The following is a 19302-nucleotide window of genomic DNA, read 5'->3' on the forward strand; positions in this document are numbered from 1 at the left end:
GACGATGTAGCAGCGTGGCTACTCATGCTCTTCAGCCGAATGAATGATGACGGAAGCGGAGGCACCAACGCGCATTAGCGCTTCAGGTGGCTCTTCGAGACGGATGGTGACTGGAAACCGCTGCGCGACCCGTACCCAATCGACCGAGCTGTCAATGATCGGCAGGCCAAGAATACTGATGCTATCAGTGGTTCTGACCCCATAGCCGAGACTCTGGACACGACCGCTCAGGCGCTGCGTTGGCGCCGACATTACGAAGACATCGACCGGCGCGCCGACACGGATGCGCGGTAATTCGGTTTCACGAAACAGAGCCGTGACCACCCAGTCTTCGGTGTCAATGAGCGAGAACAGCGAAACACCGGTCACCACATACGTGCCGACACCGAGATCAAGCCCAGTGATGCGACCCGAGATAGGTGCGCGCACTTCGGTTCTGCGCAGTTCGCGTTCGGCCAGTGCCAGGCTGGTGCGTGCCAGATCCACTTGAGCCTGAGGGGCATCGAGCGTCCCGATCATGGTTTGCGCTGCCAACTGCTGGCTCAATGACTCATCAAGCGAGATTAAGGCATCCCCGTGAACCGTGCGCGCGGTATCAACTTGCTGGGCGGTCACCATGCCTCGCGGCAGCAGGTTCTCCAGTCGCTGCAGCGACTGACGAGTGAGATCAACGTGATTGCGGGCACGATCGATCTGGCGACTGGCAATCTCAGCATTGGTCTGTTGAACGGAGAGTAAGCGACCACCGGTCTCGAGTTCGGCTTCGGCAGTGCGTAGCATTGCGCGCGCCTGTTCCACTCGCAGCTCGTAAGGTTCTGGATCAATGCGAAACAGTAGATCTCCAGCTTCTACGAAAACATTGTCCTCAATGAAAACCTCAGTTACATGCCCCGGCACGTTGGTCGATACTGGTACAATCGTGGCGCTCACCTCGGCATGGTCTGTACGCAGGGTAGTTGTGCGCTGCATAGCCACAAAGATGATAGCAACAATGGCACTAGCGATCAGCGCGAAGCCGATCAGGCGCGCGAGGAGCATTCGCATTCTGGGCCCGCGTGGTGCGGGTGTATCATTCTCGTTACCCATGTCGTTCTGGTTGCTCATAGCGCCAGCACTCCAGTCCAAAACGCCCATATCATGATGCCGCTGAAGATTGCCGCACAGAGATAGGTCAGCGGCGGCATCGGCAGATGCTCGTGCAATCCGGCACGGATGAACAGTAGCCGCAGGACGACTGTACAGATCACTCCGAGCAGGGCCGCCATTAGCCAGACAGGAAAGAACGAACCGTACAAGGAAAGTGTCGGCGAATGAGCATGTATTGAGCACCCCGAAAGCATCATTGGCACCAGCAGGATCGCCGACCAAAAATGAAGAGGGTGGCCTACCCTACTGGCTAAAATCATGCCTTCACTTCCCCCTTAGATGCTTGATAGGCCTGGACGTAGCCCCGGGCGATAGCCCGTACCGAGCGCCCGATGGCTTCATAAGACTCATCGTTTAAGTTGGCGAAAGAAACCCGCGCCGACCAGTTTGGCGCATCGAACCCAGAACCGTTGAGCAGCACGATCCCGTGGTGCTCGGCAAGCTTAAAGCTGATGTCGAGAGGGTGGATATTAGTCTTTACCCAGTCAACAACCTCTTCACCAACGTAGCGACGCAGCCAAAACTCGAAGTCGATGATCCCATAGTAGGCGTCGTAGCGCTTGCTCGGGCTGACTTCGATGCCCATGCCCTTGACGAGCAGGTCGAAGCGGCGCTTGAGGATCGACATGCAAGCCTTCTGATAGTGCTTCTCGGTGTCGACCAGTTCGACCAGAGAAAACAGGCTCATCATGATCTGTTGAGGTAGCGATAGCCCAGCAGTGTGGTTGAGCGCCACATCGCGACTGTCGGCCACGACCCGGTCGACAAACCTGATGGCACGCGGTGTCAGTGAGAGGGTGGCATAGCGCCGGTCGAGCTCAGTTTTGATCTCCTCCGGCAGTGCGGCAAGGGCACGATCGAAGATATTGTCCTCGTGTACGGCAATCACGCCGAGCCGCCAGCCAGTACAGCCGAAGTACTTGGAGTAAGAGTAAACGCCGATGGTGTTCTGTGGCAGATGCCCCATGACCGATTCGAAGTCGGGTACGAAGGTGCCGTAGACGTCATCGGTCAGAATCATCAGATCGGGGCGCTTTTCTCGAACCAGCTTGACCAGTCGCGCAATCGTTTCACTGTTGAGCGCGACCGCTGACGGATTGCCTGGGTTGACGAGAAAGAATGCCTTAACCTTAGGATCCTCGAGCTGGGCGAAGGCCTCCTCGGTAAATTGGAAGCCATGTTCCTGGATCGCTGGGACATGAATCGAATTCAACGCATAATCCTCAAGCTCGGTCATTTCCATATAGGGCGTGAAGATCGGCGTACCCAGAGCGATGGTGTCGCCGGGGTTGAGCAGACGATTGGCCTTGAGCGTCTTAAATAGATAGCACATCGCGGCCGTGCCGCCCTCCACTGGATAGAGGTCGAACCGGCCTTCTGGGCGATGACCGGCGCACAACGCCCACATCAGGTATTCATGTACGACCTGCTCGGTATGCAACAAGGCTCTATCCGGCACTGGGTAGTTGTCCCCAATAATCCCGTCAACCAGTTCGTGTACAAAGGCGTCAGGCTCGAAACCGAAAGCGGCGATTGCATGATCAACGCAGGCCTTAAGTGTATCGGCGCCCGGCATGTCACTATGCTCTTCTAACCAGGTATCGAGCCGCTCGGCCACGCCAGGCGCTGCCGGCATGCCACCGATACCAAACGCTGCGTCATGTACCCGTTTGGACTCTGTGACCGCGAACTGGCCAAGCAGAAAGTAAGCCTCGCGTGGGCGGGTTGCGATCCAGTTAGGATTTCCGCGTCCAGCATTGAGGTACATCCTAGAGGAACGCTGCGCCTCCTCGCGAGCGAGTTTGATAAGTTCGTCCTTAATCTCGAAAGGACTGAGACCTTCAAGCGATACATACTGAGCGTTGTCCATATTCTGTCCCTTCAACTGGTGAATTGCTTCAGGATTAGACGCCCCTTCAGTTGATAAGCATCACGATCACCATGCCCCAGAGGGTGAGGAGCGTATTACCCACTGCGTAAGGCACCGTGTAGCCAAGCATGGGGATATCGCTCTTGGCTTGCTCGGAGAGCATCGCGGCGGCTGCGGTCGAGGTGCGCGCCCCGCCGCAGCAACCGAGATTGATGGCGGGATCAAAGCGAAAGAGGTACTTGCCGACCAGAGGTGCGAGGATCATCGGCCCAGCGGTGGCGAACATGCCCCAAAAGAACAGAGCAAAGCCCGCCTGCTGCAGTCCGGCGATAAAGGTCGGGCCTGCCGTGATGCCGACCACCGCAATGAAAACGTTGAGTCCAACTGAGTTCATGAACCACAGTGTTGGCTGCGGTACATTACCAATCTTCGGGTTCACAGTGCGGTACCAACCGAGCAGGATGCCAGCGATCAATGCGCCACCCGAGGTGCCTAGTGTGATCGGAATGCCCTCGGCCGGAATGACCACCGAACCGATGAGCCCCCCCAAAAGAATGCCCAGACCAACCAGCACCATATTGGTCACCGTGGCCGGTCGATCAGCATAGCCAAGCGCTGCGACGACTCGGTCAGTGTGCACCTTGGTACCACTGATGCGGACAATGTCGCCTCGGTGTAGCTGCGTCTGCGGCAAGATAGGGATGTTGACTGCGTTCGAGCCACGGCGGATCGAATTGACATAAACCCCTCGGGCAAATGGTTCAGAAGCGAGATCGATCAGCTTCGAGCCATTAACCGACTTCGTGGTGACCAGCACTTCGACTGCTTCAACGGGAATGTCGATAAGCTCTCGGTCCTCGACCTCATCGGCGGCATGCGACAGGTGTACGAGTGCTTCACGCCGGCCGGACACGGCAACCACATCGCCCGGTTTTAGAACAGTGGTATCGTCGAATTCGATGAGCTTACCGTCGCTGCGCAGCCGCTCGATAAACAACCTTTCGTTACCGGCGAGCGCCTCGGCGTCGTGAACTGTCTTGCCAGCAACCTTGCCACCCTCATGGATGCGGTAGGCGCGTATTTCATGCTGGTGCCAAGCGCTTTCCATGCCTGACTCGGGCTCCCCAGACGACATCTCACGCTTGTAGCGGGCGCACTCCGCAGCCAGATCGATACGCAGCAGCTTGGGCCCGAGGAAAACTAAAATCCAACCAGTGCCAACCGTGCCAAAAATATAGGAAATCGCATAGGCGACAGGAATCAGATCGGTTTGCTGCGTGATCTCTTCGGCGCTCATGCCGGACCTAGCGATCGCGTCAGTCGCCAGGCCTATCGAGGCCGAAATCGTTTGACTGCCTGCCAGCAGCCCTGCAGCCAAGCCCGGGCCGTAACCAGCAACGACGGCGGCGATGTAGACACAAGCAAGAGATAGTGCACAGACCACCACGGCGAACAGAGCCTGCGGTAGGCCATTCGAGGCGATACCACGAACGAATTCCGGTCCCACACCGAAACCGATCGCGAACAGAAACATGATAAAAAAGATTGACTTGATCTGTGGCGAGATGTCGATGCCGACCTGACCGATCAGAATACCGACGAGTAAAGTGCCGGTCACCGCGCCAAGACTGAAGCTGCCGAACTTTTTGGCGCCAATCCAGTACCCCCCAGCAAGCGTGAGAAAAATCGCCAGTTCTGGATGCTCGCGGAGCATCTCCAACATCCATTCCCACATGGCCATATCGCATACTCCCTTTTGTTATTCTCCGAATGACGGGGGTTCCGATCGAGCTCACCAGCTATAGCAAGTATTTATTGCGCTCTTATTTCAGCGTATTGCGTGCAACCTTACCGAGCAATATAAAGTTTTATTAGCCATTACAATTACATGTAACCATATACGGCTGTCAACTCTTGAAATTCAACAGACGAGCCTAATTAGTTAATGCCTACTTACACATAGGTAACTATACGAACTTGTGTTGTAAAACACCGGCGCGCAAATCCGTTCGCGTATTAATTAGCCATTACCGCGTCTAACGCAGCGCGATAACCTTGTACGCCCAATCCGGCAATCACACCGTCAGCACGAAGTGAAACGTAGGAGTGGTGCCGAAAAGCTTCACGCTTATGCACATTAGATAGATGTACTTCAATCACTTTGCCATCAAACGCATTCAACGCATCCAGTATTGCAATAGATGTATGGGTATAAGCCGCCGGATTAATAATAATTGCCTGGGTGCCATCCAGGCGTGCCGCGTGGATAGCATCGATCAACTCACCTTCGTGATTACTCTGCTGACAGGTAATATCCCACCCCGCCATCACCGCTTGCTCCCGTAGAAGATTATTCACATTTTCTAAGGTGTCGTAGCCATATATCTCTGGCTGGCGGCTACCCAGCAAGTTGAGGTTAGGCCCATGTAAAACCAAGACTTTTCCCTGACTCATTCTCTCTTCCACCCTGCGCATTGGCACATGAATTGACGATATAGCCTGTTCTAGCACTTAATGCGTCTATTCCGCCAGCGCCTTTTCAATCGACGATGCCCCGACTGATCCACTTTCCAGCTCTAAATGCGCTGCCCAAGACACGATATCAGGCGTTCCCATAGCAGCGCCTATTCTAGGGCTCATATCCGGTAGCTCGTGGGCTATGCCTTTATGACAGTCGATGCAGGTCGCATCACCCGAGGCAAGGTTGGTGGAGTGGGCGCGAGCAGCACGCGTGCTCTGGAGAGTGAAGTCCATAGAGTCGAATTCGTGACAGTTACGGCACTCTAGTGAGTCATTCGCCTTTAGCCGCGCCCATTCGCGCTCAGCTAGCTCGCGGCGCTTTGCCTCGAACTGCTCTTCGGTGCGTATCGTGCCAAATACCCAGCCCCATACCTCTTTAGAAGCTTCCATTTTGCGCGCCACTTTATGCGTCCAACCATGGGGAACATGACAGTCCGAGCAGGTCGCCCGAACCCCAGAGCGGTTGGTGTAGTGAATGGTGGTTTTAAGCTCCTGCATCGGGTTACGCTCCATTTCATGGCAAGAGACGCAAAATTGCTCAGTATTGGTCGCTTCCATGGCCGTGTTAAAACCACCCCAAAAAATAATACCTGCAATAAAGCCGCCCAGGGTTAAAAACCCTAGGCTAAAGTGAACGCTGGGACGGCTTAAGATACGCCAGTAACGGATAAAAAAGCGCTTCATTGCCCACCCTCCTGATGCTCACTAAGCACCTCCGTAATCACCTCTTCCACGGACTTGAAACGATTGGGTACCAACGGGTCAGCGTCTGTTTTAGGCACGTGGCACTGAGTGCAGAAGTAGCGATCCGGCGATACTGCCGCTAATACCTGCTTATGGCGATCCATAAAGTGGGTAATGCTCACCATGGGGGCGCCCGCGCTGACCGCCTGTTCCCGGCTATGGCAGTTTAGGCACTGGTTGACCCGCATATCGACTTGATAGTCACGGATCGAGTGCGGAATCACTGGCGGCTGTTCTGGGTAATTGCGCACCTCGCGGCCGCTATCCCGCGGTTCGCCGGCGATAGGCGCAGCGGATAGGGTTTGGCTAATGGTGCCGCCAAGCCGCAAGCCATCTGGGGCTGTTGCATCACGGGTTTGATCAGCGCTGGTCGCGCTAGCCAACAAGGACATGGATAAACAGAGAGGAAAAAGCCATTTCATCGTCGTTCTCCTTGGTCTGTTTAAGCCAGATTGACGAGTTCAAGGCGCACCGCGCACTTCTTGAAATCGGTTTGTTTGGAAATCGGGTCGGTGGCATCCAAGGTGACCTTATTGATCAAATAAGAGGCATCAAAAAAGGGCACGTACACCAAGCCACGAGGCGGTTTAACACGCCCGCGAGTTTCTACCCGTAGATTCACATCCCCGCGGCGGCTCGCCACGTTGACCTCGCTTCCCCGCCGAAACCCTTCGGCGCGGGCATCTTCTGGGTGCATATATAACAGCGCGGCAGGCACTGCCCGGTGCAATTCAGGCACGCGGCGGGTCATGGAGCCGGTGTGCCAATGCTCCAATACCCGCCCTGTGCAGAGCCAGTAGGGGAAGTCATCATCTGGGGCTTCGGCGGGTGGCTCGGCCGGTAGTGCAAAAATCAAAGCACGGTTATCGGGCTTCCCATAGAACTGCCAGCCGCTACCGGGTTCTACGTAAGGGTCGAGCCCCTCCCGGTAGCGCCAGAGGGTTTCTTGCCCATCCACCACTGGCCAGCGCTTACCACGGCTGGCGTGGTAAGCATCAAAGTGGTCTAAATCCTTGCCTTTGCCACGGCCAAATCGGGCATACTCCTCAAACAGTCCTTTTTGGATATAGAAACCGAAATCATCTGCCTCGGCGTTGGCGTAGCCCTCTTCCATATCGGAGGTGGGAAACTGGTCTACCTGCCCATTGGCAAACAGTAAATCAAACAGGGTTTTGTCGCGTAGCTCAGGGGCAGCCTCCAGAAGTTCCTCGGGCCATACGTCAGCCACGCGGATGCGCTGGGAGAGCGCCACGGTCTGCCAGAGATCCGAGCGTGCCTCGCCGGGTGCATTTACCAGTTGATGGAAAAACTGGGTGCGCCGCTCGGAGTTTCCAAAGGCACCCTCTTTTTCCACCCAGGACGCTGCGGGCAATATCAGATCCGCCGACTGTACTGAAACGGTGGGGTAGATATCAGAGACCACCACAAAGGCTTCGGGGTTGCGCCAGCCAGGCAGAATCTCCTGCATAACGTTGGGCCCAGCCTGCATATTATTTGTCACCTGGGTCCAGTAGACCTTGATATCACCATCTTTAAGGTGACGGCTTTGGGCCACCGCATCAAACCCTACCCATGCTGGTATCGTCCCCTCGGGCAGTTGCCAGATCTTCTCCGCATCGCGACGATGCTCAGGGTTGGTGACCACGCGGTCGGCGGGCAGGCGGTGGGCGAAGGTGCCCACTTCCCGTGCGGTGCCACACGCAGACGGCTGGCCGGTGAGGGAGAAAGGGCTGTTGCCAGGCTCAGAGATCTTGCCGGTGAGCAGGTGAAGGTTGTAAATCAGATTATTGATCCACACCCCGCGGGTATGCTGATTGACCCCCATGGTCCAGAAGGTCATTACCTTTTTATCAGGGTCGGCATACAGCTCCGCCAGAGCCTCAAGACGACTTTCAGAGACACCGGATTCCCGCGCGGCCCGCTCTAAGGTGTAAGGCGCGACATAGTCAGCGAACTCCGTAAAGCTCATGTCCGTCCAGCTATTGGCGTTATCGACGTTCTCTGCAGCCTGTTGCAGCGGGTGCTCCTCGCGCAGGCCATAGCCGATATCATCGGTGCCTCGGGCGAAGTTGACATGCTTATCAACAAATGACCGATTTACTCGGTCGGCCTGAATAATATGGTTGGCGATGTAGTTGAGAATTACGATATCCGCATTGGGCGACATAATCATGGGAATATCAGCCAACTCAAAGCTGCGGTGTTCAAAGGTCGACAGCACAGCCACCTGGGTATCTGGGAAAGAGAGCCGCCGATCGGTGACACGGGTCCAGAGCACCGGGTGCATCTCGGCCATGTTAGAGCCCCACAACACAAAAGCATCCGCATGTTCGATATCGTCATACACGCCCATCGGCTCATCCGAGCCAAAGCTGCGCATAAAACCATATACTGCCGAAGCCATACAGTGGCGGGCGTTAGGGTCGATATTGTTCGAGCGCAGCCCCGCTTTAAATAGCTTACTGGCCGCATAACCTTCCCAGATGGTCCACTGACCAGAGCCAAACAGCGCGATGCTCTCCGGGCCGTGCTCACGAATGGCGCTGGTAAATTTTTCTGCCATCAGATCAAGTGCTTCGTCCCAGGAGACCGGCTCAAAATCACCGTCTTTAGCGTACTCGCCGTTGCGCTTTCGTAGCAGTGGCTGGGTTAATCGGTCCTCTCCATAGAGGATTTTGGAGAGGAAGTAGCCTTTGACACAGTTAAGGCCTCGGTTCACTTCGGACTGGTTATCACCGTGAGTCGCCACGATTTGGCCGTTATAGGTGCCAACCATGACGCTACAGCCGACACCGCAAAAACGGCAGGGTGCTTTATCCCACTGCAAACGGTTCATGTCCGCCTGGGTAATTAGATTGCTGGCGCCTGCGGGAATAGACATGCCTGCCGTGGCAGCGGCCACCGCCGCTGCATTCGCCTTTACAAACTCTCGGCGTGTTAGTTTCATTGCTCCCCCTCCTGGACGTGCGGCTCATCCGCTGCCTTGGCGTCGATGACTTCGTGGTAAACAAACGCGGCGTTAATGACGCCAGGCTGCTCGCGTACGTGATCCATTAAAGCCAATAGTTGTTGTTCGTCGGTATGTTCGGCGACCACCACGAGCTTCCCTGCCACATCTTCGCCCAACACTTCTCCGATGCTATTTTGGTTAACCCACTCCGCCGTCCGTGTCAGCGCTTCGGGTCGCGTATGAACGATAAAGCTAATGATGTGCAGCAATTGTTCAGACATGGGCGGTGTCTTTTGTTAACAGTGAGATCGCTTGGTTAGGACAGGCGGCATAACAGGCACCGCAGCCAGTGCATCTTTCTAAATCGATATCAGGTTGCGGCGGCCACCCACCGGGGCGCAGCGGAAAGCGGATCGCGTTCGATTCGCAGGCGTCCTGGCAGCTTTGGCAATGGATGCTGGCAAGCGCCAAGCAGTGCGGCTGCACTTCGGCGTGCCATGGGAAGGCTTTGCTGACACTACCGAGCGGCTGTATCGCCTGCGGTTCGCATACCGTCACGCAATCACCGCACAGTGAACACCCCTCCTGGGCAAAGCTAAGCTCGGGATAGCCACCACCACCGCGTGTCAAAATGCCTTCCGGGCAAACATCGATACAGGCATCACAACCACTACAACGGTCGAGAAAGGCGGCAGAGCTCCAGGGGGGACGTCGTACATCACCACGCCCCGACAAGCGGCGAAAGAAATTGCGCCGATTATTATTGTTATCCGTGCGCGTCATAAGCATTCCTAGCATTAATAAACATTTATGCACTGTTTTATGAACAGTGCATAAAACAGTGACTGCTCCTTTAAAACGTTGCGGTATGCGGCGTTACAACGGCGAACCAGGCGGCCCTGTAAACATTTGAAAGATCCATACCGAAAAGCCATACCCCCCTACCACCGCTACTGCCAAAATGGGAAATAGCAACACGACAATAAAGAGAAATAGTCCCAGCTCCTGACGTTTTCGGGGCGCTTTTTCCACCGCTGTTGGATGAGATTTTTTAAGCATTAGTGACTCCCCAAGGGAAGAACACACCAATGTAGATGTGTATTAAAATAGTTATATATAAAGCGTAGTGACTAAGTTCTACTTGTCACTTGATCTAGATCAGTTTCTCTAGGTTTGTAATTATTTCGCTGGGTACTAACTCACCTAGTACCGACCCACCTAGTACCCACTAAATACGAATAAAAGGCACTCATGACGCTTCCGCTTTACCTCGGCCTGCCCATGTGGGCCAATCAGGACTGGCTTGGCACACTGTATCCGCGACACGCAAAAACAGAGCTGTTAAGCGACTATGCCGCCGTGTTTTCGAGCGTTGAGGGCAATACCACGTTTTATAGCGGTGCTCCCAAACCAGAAACGGTGGCCGCCTGGGCACGCCAGGCGCCCGATTACTTTCGTTTCTGCTTTAAACTGCCCGCGATGGTGACTCATGACCAGCGCTTAACCCGGCTAGATGATGCTTGGGCGTTTTTGAACGCGCTCGCGCCGTTGCATAGCCGTCTTGGCCCCACCATGGTGCAGTTACCCCGAGATTTCGGCCCTTCGGAGCTCCCCAGGTTAGAAGCATTACTAGCGCAGTGGCCTGCTCATTTGCCCTGCGCAGTGGAAGTGCGTCATCCTGATTTTTACCTCAAAGGTAACGCTGAAAAAGCCCTCAACCGCTTGTTGATAACTTATTCGGCCAACCGTGTGATGCTTGATGTTCGCCCAGTGTTTTCAACACCCGCTAATGGCCACCTTGGGCTTGCCCATGCTCAACAAGAAAAGCCGAAACTCCCACTACACGTGCTTTCCACAGCAGATAAACCGGTCATTCGCTTTATTGGGCATATTGACAAAACGATTAATACTGGCTACTTCATGCCGTGGATAGACCGACTTATCCTGTGGATAAAACAGGGGAAAACCCCTTTCTTATTTGTGCATACTGCAGATAACCGAGAGTCACCTGAAATGGCGCGCAGCTTGTATCACGCCGTGCAACAGCAATTTCCACTACCAGCGCTTGGTTCATTTGCCAGTGATCAGCAAAGCCAGCTATTTTAACTTGGCTTTTTAGGACAACTGACTGGCAAGCACAGGCATGATCGGATAAATTGCCCGTACTTTCGGAAAATAACGCTGGCAATCCCTCTGTTTTCCGAAAATCAGCACATCAGGCTAATAACGCCTCATTACAATCGATTAAACACAGGTGATTTATGGCAAAACTTGCACATGCACAATGGTCATCACGCATGACCTTTGTGCTTGCTGCCGCGGGTTCGGCAGTTGGCTTAGGCAATATTTGGCGCTTCTCATATATGGTGGGCGACAGCGGTGGCGCAGCTTTCGTGCTCGTTTACCTTGCCTGCGTGGCGTTAGTGGGCCTGCCTATTTTGGTTGCTGAATGGATGATCGGCCGCCGTGGTCAGAAAAACCCGATTAACACCATGGCAGAGTTAGCAGCCAATCACGGTAAATCCAAGGCATGGGCGCTAGTGGGCGTAAGCGGCGTATTAGCAGCGTTTTTGATCCTGTCGTTTTACAGCGTCATTGGCGGCTGGTCGTTGAACTACACCCTTAGCTCGGTGATTGGCACGTTTAATGGTCAAGACGCCGACGCTATTAGCGGCCTCTTTGGCGGCATGCTGGGTAGCCCGGTAACGCTGCTGCTATGGCACACCGCCTTTATGGTGCTTGTTATTGGGATCGTTGCACGTGGTGTTACCAAGGGTTTGGAAAGTGCCGCACGGTTGATGATGCCCGCCCTCATCGTATTGATGTTGGTGCTAGTCGGTTACGGCGTTGCCAGCGGTTATTTTGGCGAAGCATTAGCTTTTATGTTCCGCCCCGACTGGAGCGCACTTAACGGCGGCATTGTGTTAGCGGCGATGGGACAGGCTTTCTTCACGCTGTCGCTGGGCATGGGCATCATGATGGCCTATGGATCTTACCTGGGGGAGGACGTTAATCTCATTAGCACGGCACGCACGGTGATCATTCTGGATACGGTGATTGCTTTGCTGGCGGGGCTGGCTATCTTCCCGATTGTGTTTGCGAATGGTCTCAGTGCTGGCGAAGGTCCAGGCTTGATTTTTGTAACGCTGCCGTTGGCCTTTGGCAATATGGCAGGCGGTACTATTCTTGGCCTGATGTTCTTTTTGCTGCTCACGTTTGCTGCTATCACATCAGCGATTTCGCTATTGGAGCCCGTGGTAGAAACCGTGGAAGAGCGCACCTCAATGTCACGTTTTGTGGCGACACTCGCGAGCGGCGTCGCCGTATGGGCGCTCGGGGTAGCTGCCTTGCTGTCGTTTAACGTGTGGGCGGATGTGCTGTTCTTCGGTCTTAATATCTTCGACCTACTAGATACGTTTACCAGCAAAATACTGCTGCCATTAACCGGTCTCGGGGCGATTATATTTGTCGCGTGGTGTTTGAAGCGTGACAGCGTAGAAGCCGAACTGGGGCTATCGTCTACAGGCGTTAGCGTATGGAACATCATCGCGCGCTATATTGCGCCCGTTGGCGTTATCATTGTGTTCGTCACAGGGCTACTTTAAGCCCTCGCTGGCATTTTGCACTGTTGAGCAGGTTGCCGCCCTGTGCATGAACGGGGCGGATCTGCATCACCGCCCGACTATCTTTAAGTGCACTCTTTAGTGCACTTTTTTAATGCAATTCGCTTTCTTGCTCTTCTTCTGGCAAGGGGGCGATATCCCGCGATAACTTCTGAATTTCCCGATGCAGCTCAATGCCTCGGCGCGCTCTTAGGCTCCGCTGGGCGGCGCTGCGCCGACGCTGGGCATGCTCATCGACCTCCATGCTCATAAAGATGTCGAGTAGTTCGCTTTTTACCGAGGTAATTCGTTCGACGTTTCTCATAATCGACGTTCCTCCAGGTGAATATGCCTACGTCCACCTGCATCCATGACGACTATCATCAAATGATGCAGTGCGGCACTTCACTTCTTACTATAACCTACTTGACAAAATGATGACGAATCCTGCTGAAATGTATTAACGACATTTAAACGCATGGGTGAATCACTTGCCTACTGTTCGTGCTTTATCACTCAGGCATACTGTTGTGGTGAAAGCATACGCACGACAAAGAATTTAAGGAGCTGAACGTGAGTCGCGCCCTGTTCGATGAAATGAGACGCCGCATGGAGCATTTTCGTCGCTCCGAACAAAAGGTAGCGCGATTCGTGCTGCGCAACCCCGACGAGGTCATCCACATGCGGATTGTCGACCTCGCAACAGAGGCCAAAGTGAGCGAGCCTACCGTTGTGCGCTTTTGTCGTGCACTCGGCTGCAACGGGTTTCAGGATTTTAAGCTTCAACTTGCTCAGATGCTGGCTAGCGGGAGTCAGTTTGCGCAGTTTTCCATGAACGACAGCGATTCTGTGGCGGAGTTTTCCCACAGTATTTTCGACTCCACTGTCGGCACCCTGTTGTCGGTGCGCGATCGACTCGATAACGATGCGTTAGGGCGAGCCGTTAATGCACTGGCGATGGCGAATCGCGTTGAGTTCTATGGTTTTGGGGCATCAGGCGCAGTGGCTTTCGATGCGCAACATAAGTTCTTCCGCCTGCAAATATCGACCTCGGCCTACGCTGACCCCCATATGCAAAATATGTCGGCGGTGACGCTAAAAGAAGGCGATGTGGTGGTGGCCATTTCACAAACGGGAAGAACGAAAGCGCTGGTTGCCAGCATTCGCTTAGCCCGTGAAGCGGGAGCGACCGTTATTGGCCTCTGCCCGAGTGATTCACCGCTGGCCAGCGAAGTAAGTCTTCCGCTGTATATTGATGTTCACGAAGATACCGAAATCTATACACCGCTTAGTTCACGTATCGCCCACTTGGTACTCATTGATGTCCTCGCCGTTGGCGTTGCCAAAACCCGCGGCCCGAAGCTTGCTGAACAGCTGAAAGCGGTTAAGAAGAGCCTGAATCCCCTACGCTATCCTGAAGATACCTAATCACCGATCCTGTATGCACAGCCAGTTCCATGGCTGTGCTAAACTGGCTGCCCCTTTTTTCAAACCGGCAGCGGCTTATTATGGACGACGTCACGGCGATACTTGATCAGCTCAACCCTGCTCAGCGGGAGGCGGTGAGCGCTCCTCAGGGTAATTTATTGGTACTGGCAGGAGCCGGTTCCGGTAAAACCCGAGTGCTGGTTCATCGCATTGCCTGGCTCATGCAGGCTGAAGGGCTGTCCCCCTATGCCCTGCTGGCGGTTACGTTTACCAACAAAGCCGCGCGGGAAATGCGCACGCGGCTGGAAGCATTGTTAAGTATCTCCATGCGCCATGTGTGGGTAGGCACGTTTCACTCCATCGCCCATCGTCTTTTACGCACTCACTGGCAGGATGCTCGGCTGCCCCAACACTTCCAAATCATTGATTCCGACGATCAACTGCGGCTGGTAAAGCGACTGCTTAAAGATTACGCCATCGATGATGAACGTTTTCCACCCCGCCAAGTGCAGCACTTTATTTCAGGCTGCAAGGAAGAAGGGTTACGCCCCCACCAAGTGAACGTGGACGGCGACGGCTATCTTGGTCAAATGGTAGAGCTTTATGAGCGCTACCAATTTACTTGCGAACGCGGCGGACTGGTGGATTTCGGCGAACTGCTGTTAAGAAGTCTAGAACTTTTACGCGATAACCCGCCGCTTTTAAATCATTACCGCGAACGCTTTGGTCATGTGCTGGTAGACGAGTTTCAGGATACCAATACGCTTCAGTATGCATGGCTAAAACTTCTCACAGGGTTGCAAACACCCATGACGGCGGTAGGCGACGATGACCAGTCAATCTATGGCTGGCGCGGTGCCAAAGTGGAAAATATTCGCCGGTTTGAGGAGGAGTTTCCTAACACTCACACCGTACGCCTGGAGCAAAACTACCGTTCCACTAGCGCTATTCTTGAGGCAGCCAACACACTGATTAGCCATAACAGCGAGCGGCTAGGCAAAAACCTGTGGACTGACGGTGTCGAAGGCGACCCTATTTCGGTTTACGCTGGGTTTAACGACTTAGAAGAAGCCCGTTACATCATCGATACCATCAAAGAAAAGGTCGATGAAGGGTTTAACCGCCGCGATATTGCCATTCTTTACCGCTCCAACGCTCAGTCACGTCTGCTGGAAGAGACACTGATACGCCAAGGAATGCCCTACCGAATCTACGGTGGTCATCGCTTTTATGAGCGCCTGGAGATCAAAAATGCGCTGGCGTATTTACGCCTGCTACTCAATCGCGATGACGACGCCTCTCTTGAGCGCGTGATTAACGTACCCACACGGGGGATTGGCACGCGCACCGTCGAAATTGTACGCCACCGCGCTCGTGAACAAGGCGTTTCACTATGGCAGGCGCTGCACGATGCGATTCATGATGGCACCTTGAAAGGCCGCGCCGCCAATGCAGTGCAAGCGTTTGCTAACTTAATTGAGCAGCTAGACAACGACGCCTCTGGGCTGCCGTTGCACGAAATCATTGACCACGTCACCGCTCATACCGGCCTCATTGAGCACCATAAAAGCGAGCGTGGTGAAAAAGGCCAAGCACGGGTGGAAAACCTGGAAGAACTGGTGACCGCTGCTCGCGCCTTTACCCATGGTGATGCCTTCGAGACTCCTGAAGCAGGTGAAGGCATGGTGGCACTGGAAGCGTTTCTTTCCGAAGCAGCTCTCAATGCTGGCGACCACGAAGCCGAGGAGTTTGAAGACAGTGTGCAGTTGATGACGCTGCACTCCGCCAAAGGCCTGGAGTTTCCCGTGGTGTTTATTGCGGGCGTTGAAGAGGGCTTGTTCCCTCATAAAATGTCCATTGAGGAGCCTGGGCGGCTAGAGGAAGAGCGCCGTCTCTGTTACGTGGGCGTCACTCGCGCTATGCAGAAACTCTACCTGACCCACGCCGAAACCCGCCGACTACACGGCAAAGAGGTCTTCCCCAGGCCATCGCGTTTTCTACGCGAACTTCCGCCACACCTATTGGAAGAAGTCCGTCTACGCGGCCATATTTCCCGCCCTGTTACCGCCTCACGCTCAAGCTTTGCACAGCAACGCATTGAAAGTGACGGCGACTTACCGGCACTGCATGTGGGCCAGCGGGTTGCTCATCCGGTATTTGGCGAGGGGATAATCCTTAACGCAGAAGGTGAAGGCGCTCGCGCCCGCGTACAGGTCAGTTTTGAAGGCGAAGGCGTAAAATGGCTGGTGTTGGGGTTTGCCAAACTCACCCCTCTTTAAGCGGTGTTAACGTAAGCGTAAAGCAGGAAGGCGAGTACTTGCCGATTAAAACCTGCTTAGCGCATACTGGCTAACGGACATTGCGCTCAACTGCGCGCTGATAAAAACATCTTATAATTTCGGAGTATACCCGCCATGCAACGCCGCCAATTCTTAAAAACCGCCGGCATAGGTGCCGCCGGTGTCGCTGCCGCCCCCTTCGTAGCCACGGCTAATGCCAGTGAAACTTACACCTGGGATATGGTCACCTCCTGGCCGAAAAACTTCCCCGCCCTTGGCACTGGTGCCAACGACTTTGCACGTCGCGTCGAACAGCTTTCCAATGGCCGTATGCGCATCCGTGTGCACGGCGCGGGTGAATTAGTTCCAGCGCTTGAAGTCTTTGATGCTGTCGCTGCAGGCACTGCCGAAATGGGCCACTCCGCTTCCTATTACTGGCGCGGCAAGGTCGCAGCCTCACAGTTTTTCACCGCGGTACCGTTCGGTATGAACACCACTGAAATGAATGCGTGGCTGTATCACGGCGGTGGCCAGGAGCTGTGGGATGACATCTACGCCAACCACAACCTGAAGCCCTTCGCCGTCGGCAACACTGGTACGCAGATGGCAGGCTGGTTCAAGAAAGAGATTAATTCACTTGCCGACATGCAAGGCATTCGTCTTCGCCTGCCTGGACTGGCGGGTGAAGCAATGAATGGTATCGGGGTGACGACGGTTAATATGCCCGGCTCAGAGATTTTTACCTCGATGCAAACCGGTGTCCTCGACGCCGCCGATTGGGTAGGTCCATACAACGACATGGCGTTTGGCCTGCATCAGGTGGCTGACTATTACTACACCTCCGTGTGGAATGAGCCGACGGCCGTATTGGAAGGCACTGTCAATCTAGATGCCTGGAATGCCTTACCAGACGACCTGCAAGACGTTATCCGAGAAGCCGCGCGAGCTTCCAATCTCGCCATGATCAGCGAATTTGCCTACCGTAATGCCCAGGCGCTGGAAACCCTGGTGGATGAACATGGTGTGCAACTGCGTACGTTCCCAGAAGACGTGATGGCGGCGTTATATGAGTCTTCAAAAGAAGCTATCCAACGCCAAGTCGACAACGATGATGAATCACGTCGCGTCTGGGAGTCCTATTCAGCCTTCCAGAAAGTAGTGCGCCCATTCAGCGATATTGGCGAGTACGCTTATTTAAAAGGTCGCGACAGCGTCGGTGCCTGAAAACAGCGAGGCTAGAAGCCTCGAGAGCTAGCACTATCGCACTACCAAAAAGGGCGCCTAGGCGCCCTTTCGTACGTCAGGTAGGCACTCAGCCATGAACCGCACGAATCCGACCATTATCGTCCAGTGCGACCATCACAAACCGCGCTTCCGTCACTTTTTGGCGCTCTTCTACATGGCGCCCATGGGGTGGTCTCACCCAGACTTCAACGTCAATTTTAATCGAACTATGACCGATTTCCTGCACGTTGGTGTACACACTAACCATTGACCCCACGCGCACAGGGCTCAAAAAATCCATCGCTTCAATCGCTACTGTCGCCGTGCGACCGCCCGCTTCACGACCTGCGGCAAGCTCAGCCGCTTGATCCATCTGATTAACCAGCCACCCGCCGGGAATATCGCCATAGAAATTGGTATCTTGTCGAGAAGCCAGTAACTTTAAGGTGAGCTGCCCCTGAGGTGCAGGTGCGTCGTCTAAATCGGAGTCCAGCGGTGTCATAAGGTGGTCGCTTCGTAAGGTTATTGTTGTGAAGTTGCTGCATCGCAATAGGCTGGGGCTAGTTAATCATAAGAGGAGTGTCGTTTGAAGAGCTACTGTATACGGCGTGGCAATAAGTACCGCCTGCTACTCACAGGTTGGCTAATGCTCGTGACAACGATGGCATCGGGACAAACCGCTACCGTGGGCGGCACTTTAGGTGCCGTCGGCTCGGACACCATGGCGGGCCTGGTGCTGCGCTGGGGAGAAGCGCTAAACACTCGCTATCCAGATATTACCTTGCAATTCCAAGCGGGTGGCTCCGCCAGCGCACCTCCTGCGCTGGTAGCTGGTACGACACGTCTTGCTCCCATGTCACGCCCAATGACTCAAGACGAGCGCCAGCAGTTCCTAGACCGCTATGGCTATCCACCACTTGAACTGCGCGTTGCACGTGATGCATTAGTTGTCGTGGTACACCGCCATAACCCACTGAATACCTTAACCCGCCAGCAGGTGGATGCGATTTTTTCCACCAGCCTTGCCTGCGGCGCCCAACAGCCAATCCGACGCTGGGATGCACTTCCCGCCACGGCAGAGTGGCCTTTCGGACAAATCGCACTGCATGGTCGCAATCTTGCTTCGGGCACTCATGGCTTATTTCAGTCCAGTGCGCTGTGCAATGGCCAGTTTCGCCGCGATATCAGTGAACACCCCGGCTCATCCGCCGTCATTGCGGCAGTCGGAGAATCTCCCAATGCCATGGGTTACGCAGGCTACAACCACTTAAGCCCGATGGTGAAAGGGCTGAGCCTAATGGATGCACAGGGCAATGCCATTGCGCCGAGCGTCTCGGCGATTCAACGCGATGAATACCCTCTTTCACGCTACCTCTATTTGTACGTTAACCTACCACCTGGTGACGTGCTACCACCTGCCGAACAAGCATTTATCTCGCTTATTTTCTCCGACAAGGGGCAACAAATTGTTCAGGCCGCTGGCTTTGTGCCACTTCCCGAGCATCATCGAGGTGCTCAACAACAGTGGCCATAAACTGT

General features: G+C 54.5%; 19 protein-coding genes. 6 read left to right on the forward strand and 13 right to left on the reverse strand.

Features of this window, described 5'->3' with window-relative positions; translation table 11 throughout:
- Window positions 1-18 precede the first annotated feature (18 nt).
- From HZS79_RS05685 to HZS79_RS05735, 11 genes are all read right to left on the reverse strand, one after another.
- Window positions 19-1104: an HlyD family secretion protein gene (locus tag HZS79_RS05685; protein ID WP_179927285.1), complete on the reverse strand. Its 1086-nt coding sequence runs from the start codon at window positions 1102-1104 to the stop codon at window positions 19-21.
- On the reverse strand, window positions 1101-1406 hold the full coding sequence (locus HZS79_RS05690; RefSeq protein ID WP_179927286.1) for a YtcA family lipoprotein: 306 nt from the start codon (window positions 1404-1406) through the stop codon (window positions 1101-1103). Before HZS79_RS05690 ends, HZS79_RS05685 begins: the two co-directional genes overlap by 4 nt.
- A complete protein-coding gene (locus HZS79_RS05695) occupies window positions 1403-3016 on the reverse strand; it encodes a bifunctional aspartate transaminase/aspartate 4-decarboxylase (protein WP_179927287.1) in 1614 nt (537 codons plus the stop codon). The genes HZS79_RS05690 and HZS79_RS05695 overlap by 4 nt, the downstream gene beginning before the upstream one ends.
- 46 nt (window positions 3017-3062) lie before the next feature.
- Window positions 3063-4757 carry an aspartate-alanine antiporter gene (aspT, locus tag HZS79_RS05700; RefSeq protein ID WP_202932325.1) on the reverse strand — a complete coding sequence of 565 codons (1695 nt, stop codon included), beginning with the start codon at window positions 4755-4757 and terminating at the stop codon, window positions 3063-3065.
- A 275-nt stretch (window positions 4758-5032) separates the two neighbouring features.
- Entirely contained in the window at window positions 5033-5470 is a 438-nt protein-coding gene (gene aroQ / locus HZS79_RS05705; protein ID WP_162218024.1) for a type II 3-dehydroquinate dehydratase, read from the reverse strand.
- A 66-nt stretch (window positions 5471-5536) separates the two neighbouring features.
- Window positions 5537-6220 carry a NapC/NirT family cytochrome c gene (locus HZS79_RS05710; protein ID WP_162218025.1) on the reverse strand — a complete coding sequence of 228 codons (684 nt, stop codon included), beginning with the start codon at window positions 6218-6220 and terminating at the stop codon, window positions 5537-5539.
- Window positions 6217-6702 (reverse strand): nitrate reductase cytochrome c-type subunit, encoded by a 486-nt coding sequence (locus HZS79_RS05715; RefSeq protein WP_179927288.1) that lies wholly within the window; start codon window positions 6700-6702, stop codon window positions 6217-6219. The genes HZS79_RS05710 and HZS79_RS05715 overlap by 4 nt, the downstream gene beginning before the upstream one ends.
- A gap of 20 nt (window positions 6703-6722) precedes the next feature.
- Window positions 6723-9227, reverse strand: a complete 2505-nt coding sequence (gene napA / locus HZS79_RS05720) for a nitrate reductase catalytic subunit NapA (RefSeq protein ID WP_179927290.1) — start codon at window positions 9225-9227, stop codon at window positions 6723-6725.
- Window positions 9224-9511 (reverse strand): chaperone NapD, encoded by a 288-nt coding sequence (locus tag HZS79_RS05725; protein WP_162218028.1) that lies wholly within the window; start codon window positions 9509-9511, stop codon window positions 9224-9226. Before HZS79_RS05725 ends, napA begins: the two co-directional genes overlap by 4 nt.
- Window positions 9504-10013: a ferredoxin-type protein NapF gene (napF, locus tag HZS79_RS05730; protein ID WP_179927291.1), complete on the reverse strand. Its 510-nt coding sequence runs from the start codon at window positions 10011-10013 to the stop codon at window positions 9504-9506. The genes HZS79_RS05725 and napF overlap by 8 nt, the downstream gene beginning before the upstream one ends.
- 93 nt (window positions 10014-10106) lie before the next feature.
- The gene (locus tag HZS79_RS05735) at window positions 10107-10289 is read right to left on the reverse strand and encodes a periplasmic nitrate reductase, NapE protein (RefSeq protein ID WP_162218030.1); all 183 of its coding nucleotides are present in this window, start codon (window positions 10287-10289) and stop codon (window positions 10107-10109) included.
- Between the two features lie 192 nt (window positions 10290-10481).
- Between HZS79_RS05735 and HZS79_RS05740 the strand changes: the two genes are divergently transcribed.
- Both HZS79_RS05740 and HZS79_RS05745 read left to right on the forward strand, forming a co-directional pair.
- Window positions 10482-11336 (forward strand): DUF72 domain-containing protein, encoded by an 855-nt coding sequence (locus tag HZS79_RS05740; protein ID WP_162218031.1) that lies wholly within the window; start codon window positions 10482-10484, stop codon window positions 11334-11336.
- A gap of 155 nt (window positions 11337-11491) precedes the next feature.
- Entirely contained in the window at window positions 11492-12835 is a 1344-nt protein-coding gene (locus tag HZS79_RS05745; RefSeq protein ID WP_162218032.1) for a sodium-dependent transporter, read from the forward strand.
- 109 nt (window positions 12836-12944) lie between these two features.
- Here the strand turns inward: HZS79_RS05745 and HZS79_RS05750 are convergent, their stop codons facing one another.
- On the reverse strand, window positions 12945-13157 hold the full coding sequence (locus HZS79_RS05750) for a PA3496 family putative envelope integrity protein (protein WP_162218033.1): 213 nt from the start codon (window positions 13155-13157) through the stop codon (window positions 12945-12947).
- Window positions 13158-13405: 248 nt separating this feature from the next.
- On the opposite strand from HZS79_RS05750, the gene hexR reads away from it, so the two are divergent.
- From hexR to HZS79_RS05765, 3 genes are all read left to right on the forward strand, one after another.
- Window positions 13406-14260: a transcriptional regulator HexR gene (hexR, locus tag HZS79_RS05755; RefSeq protein WP_162218034.1), complete on the forward strand. Its 855-nt coding sequence runs from the start codon at window positions 13406-13408 to the stop codon at window positions 14258-14260.
- 80 nt (window positions 14261-14340) lie between these two features.
- Window positions 14341-16539 (forward strand): DNA helicase II, encoded by a 2199-nt coding sequence (gene uvrD / locus HZS79_RS05760; protein WP_162218035.1) that lies wholly within the window; start codon window positions 14341-14343, stop codon window positions 16537-16539.
- A 135-nt stretch (window positions 16540-16674) separates the two neighbouring features.
- Window positions 16675-17763 (forward strand): TRAP transporter substrate-binding protein, encoded by a 1089-nt coding sequence (locus HZS79_RS05765; RefSeq protein ID WP_162218036.1) that lies wholly within the window; start codon window positions 16675-16677, stop codon window positions 17761-17763.
- 88 nt (window positions 17764-17851) lie between these two features.
- On the opposite strand, the gene HZS79_RS05770 is transcribed toward HZS79_RS05765, so the two are convergent.
- On the reverse strand, window positions 17852-18265 hold the full coding sequence (locus tag HZS79_RS05770; RefSeq protein ID WP_162218037.1) for an acyl-CoA thioesterase: 414 nt from the start codon (window positions 18263-18265) through the stop codon (window positions 17852-17854).
- 84 nt (window positions 18266-18349) lie between these two features.
- Between HZS79_RS05770 and HZS79_RS05775 the strand changes: the two genes are divergently transcribed.
- Window positions 18350-19297, forward strand: a complete 948-nt coding sequence (locus HZS79_RS05775; protein WP_246311403.1) for a PstS family phosphate ABC transporter substrate-binding protein — start codon at window positions 18350-18352, stop codon at window positions 19295-19297.
- Window positions 19298-19302: the final 5 nt, after the last annotated feature.

This window comes from Vreelandella zhaodongensis, from assembly GCF_013415115.1.
GTDB classification, from domain to species: Bacteria; Pseudomonadota; Gammaproteobacteria; order Pseudomonadales; family Halomonadaceae; genus Vreelandella; species Vreelandella zhaodongensis.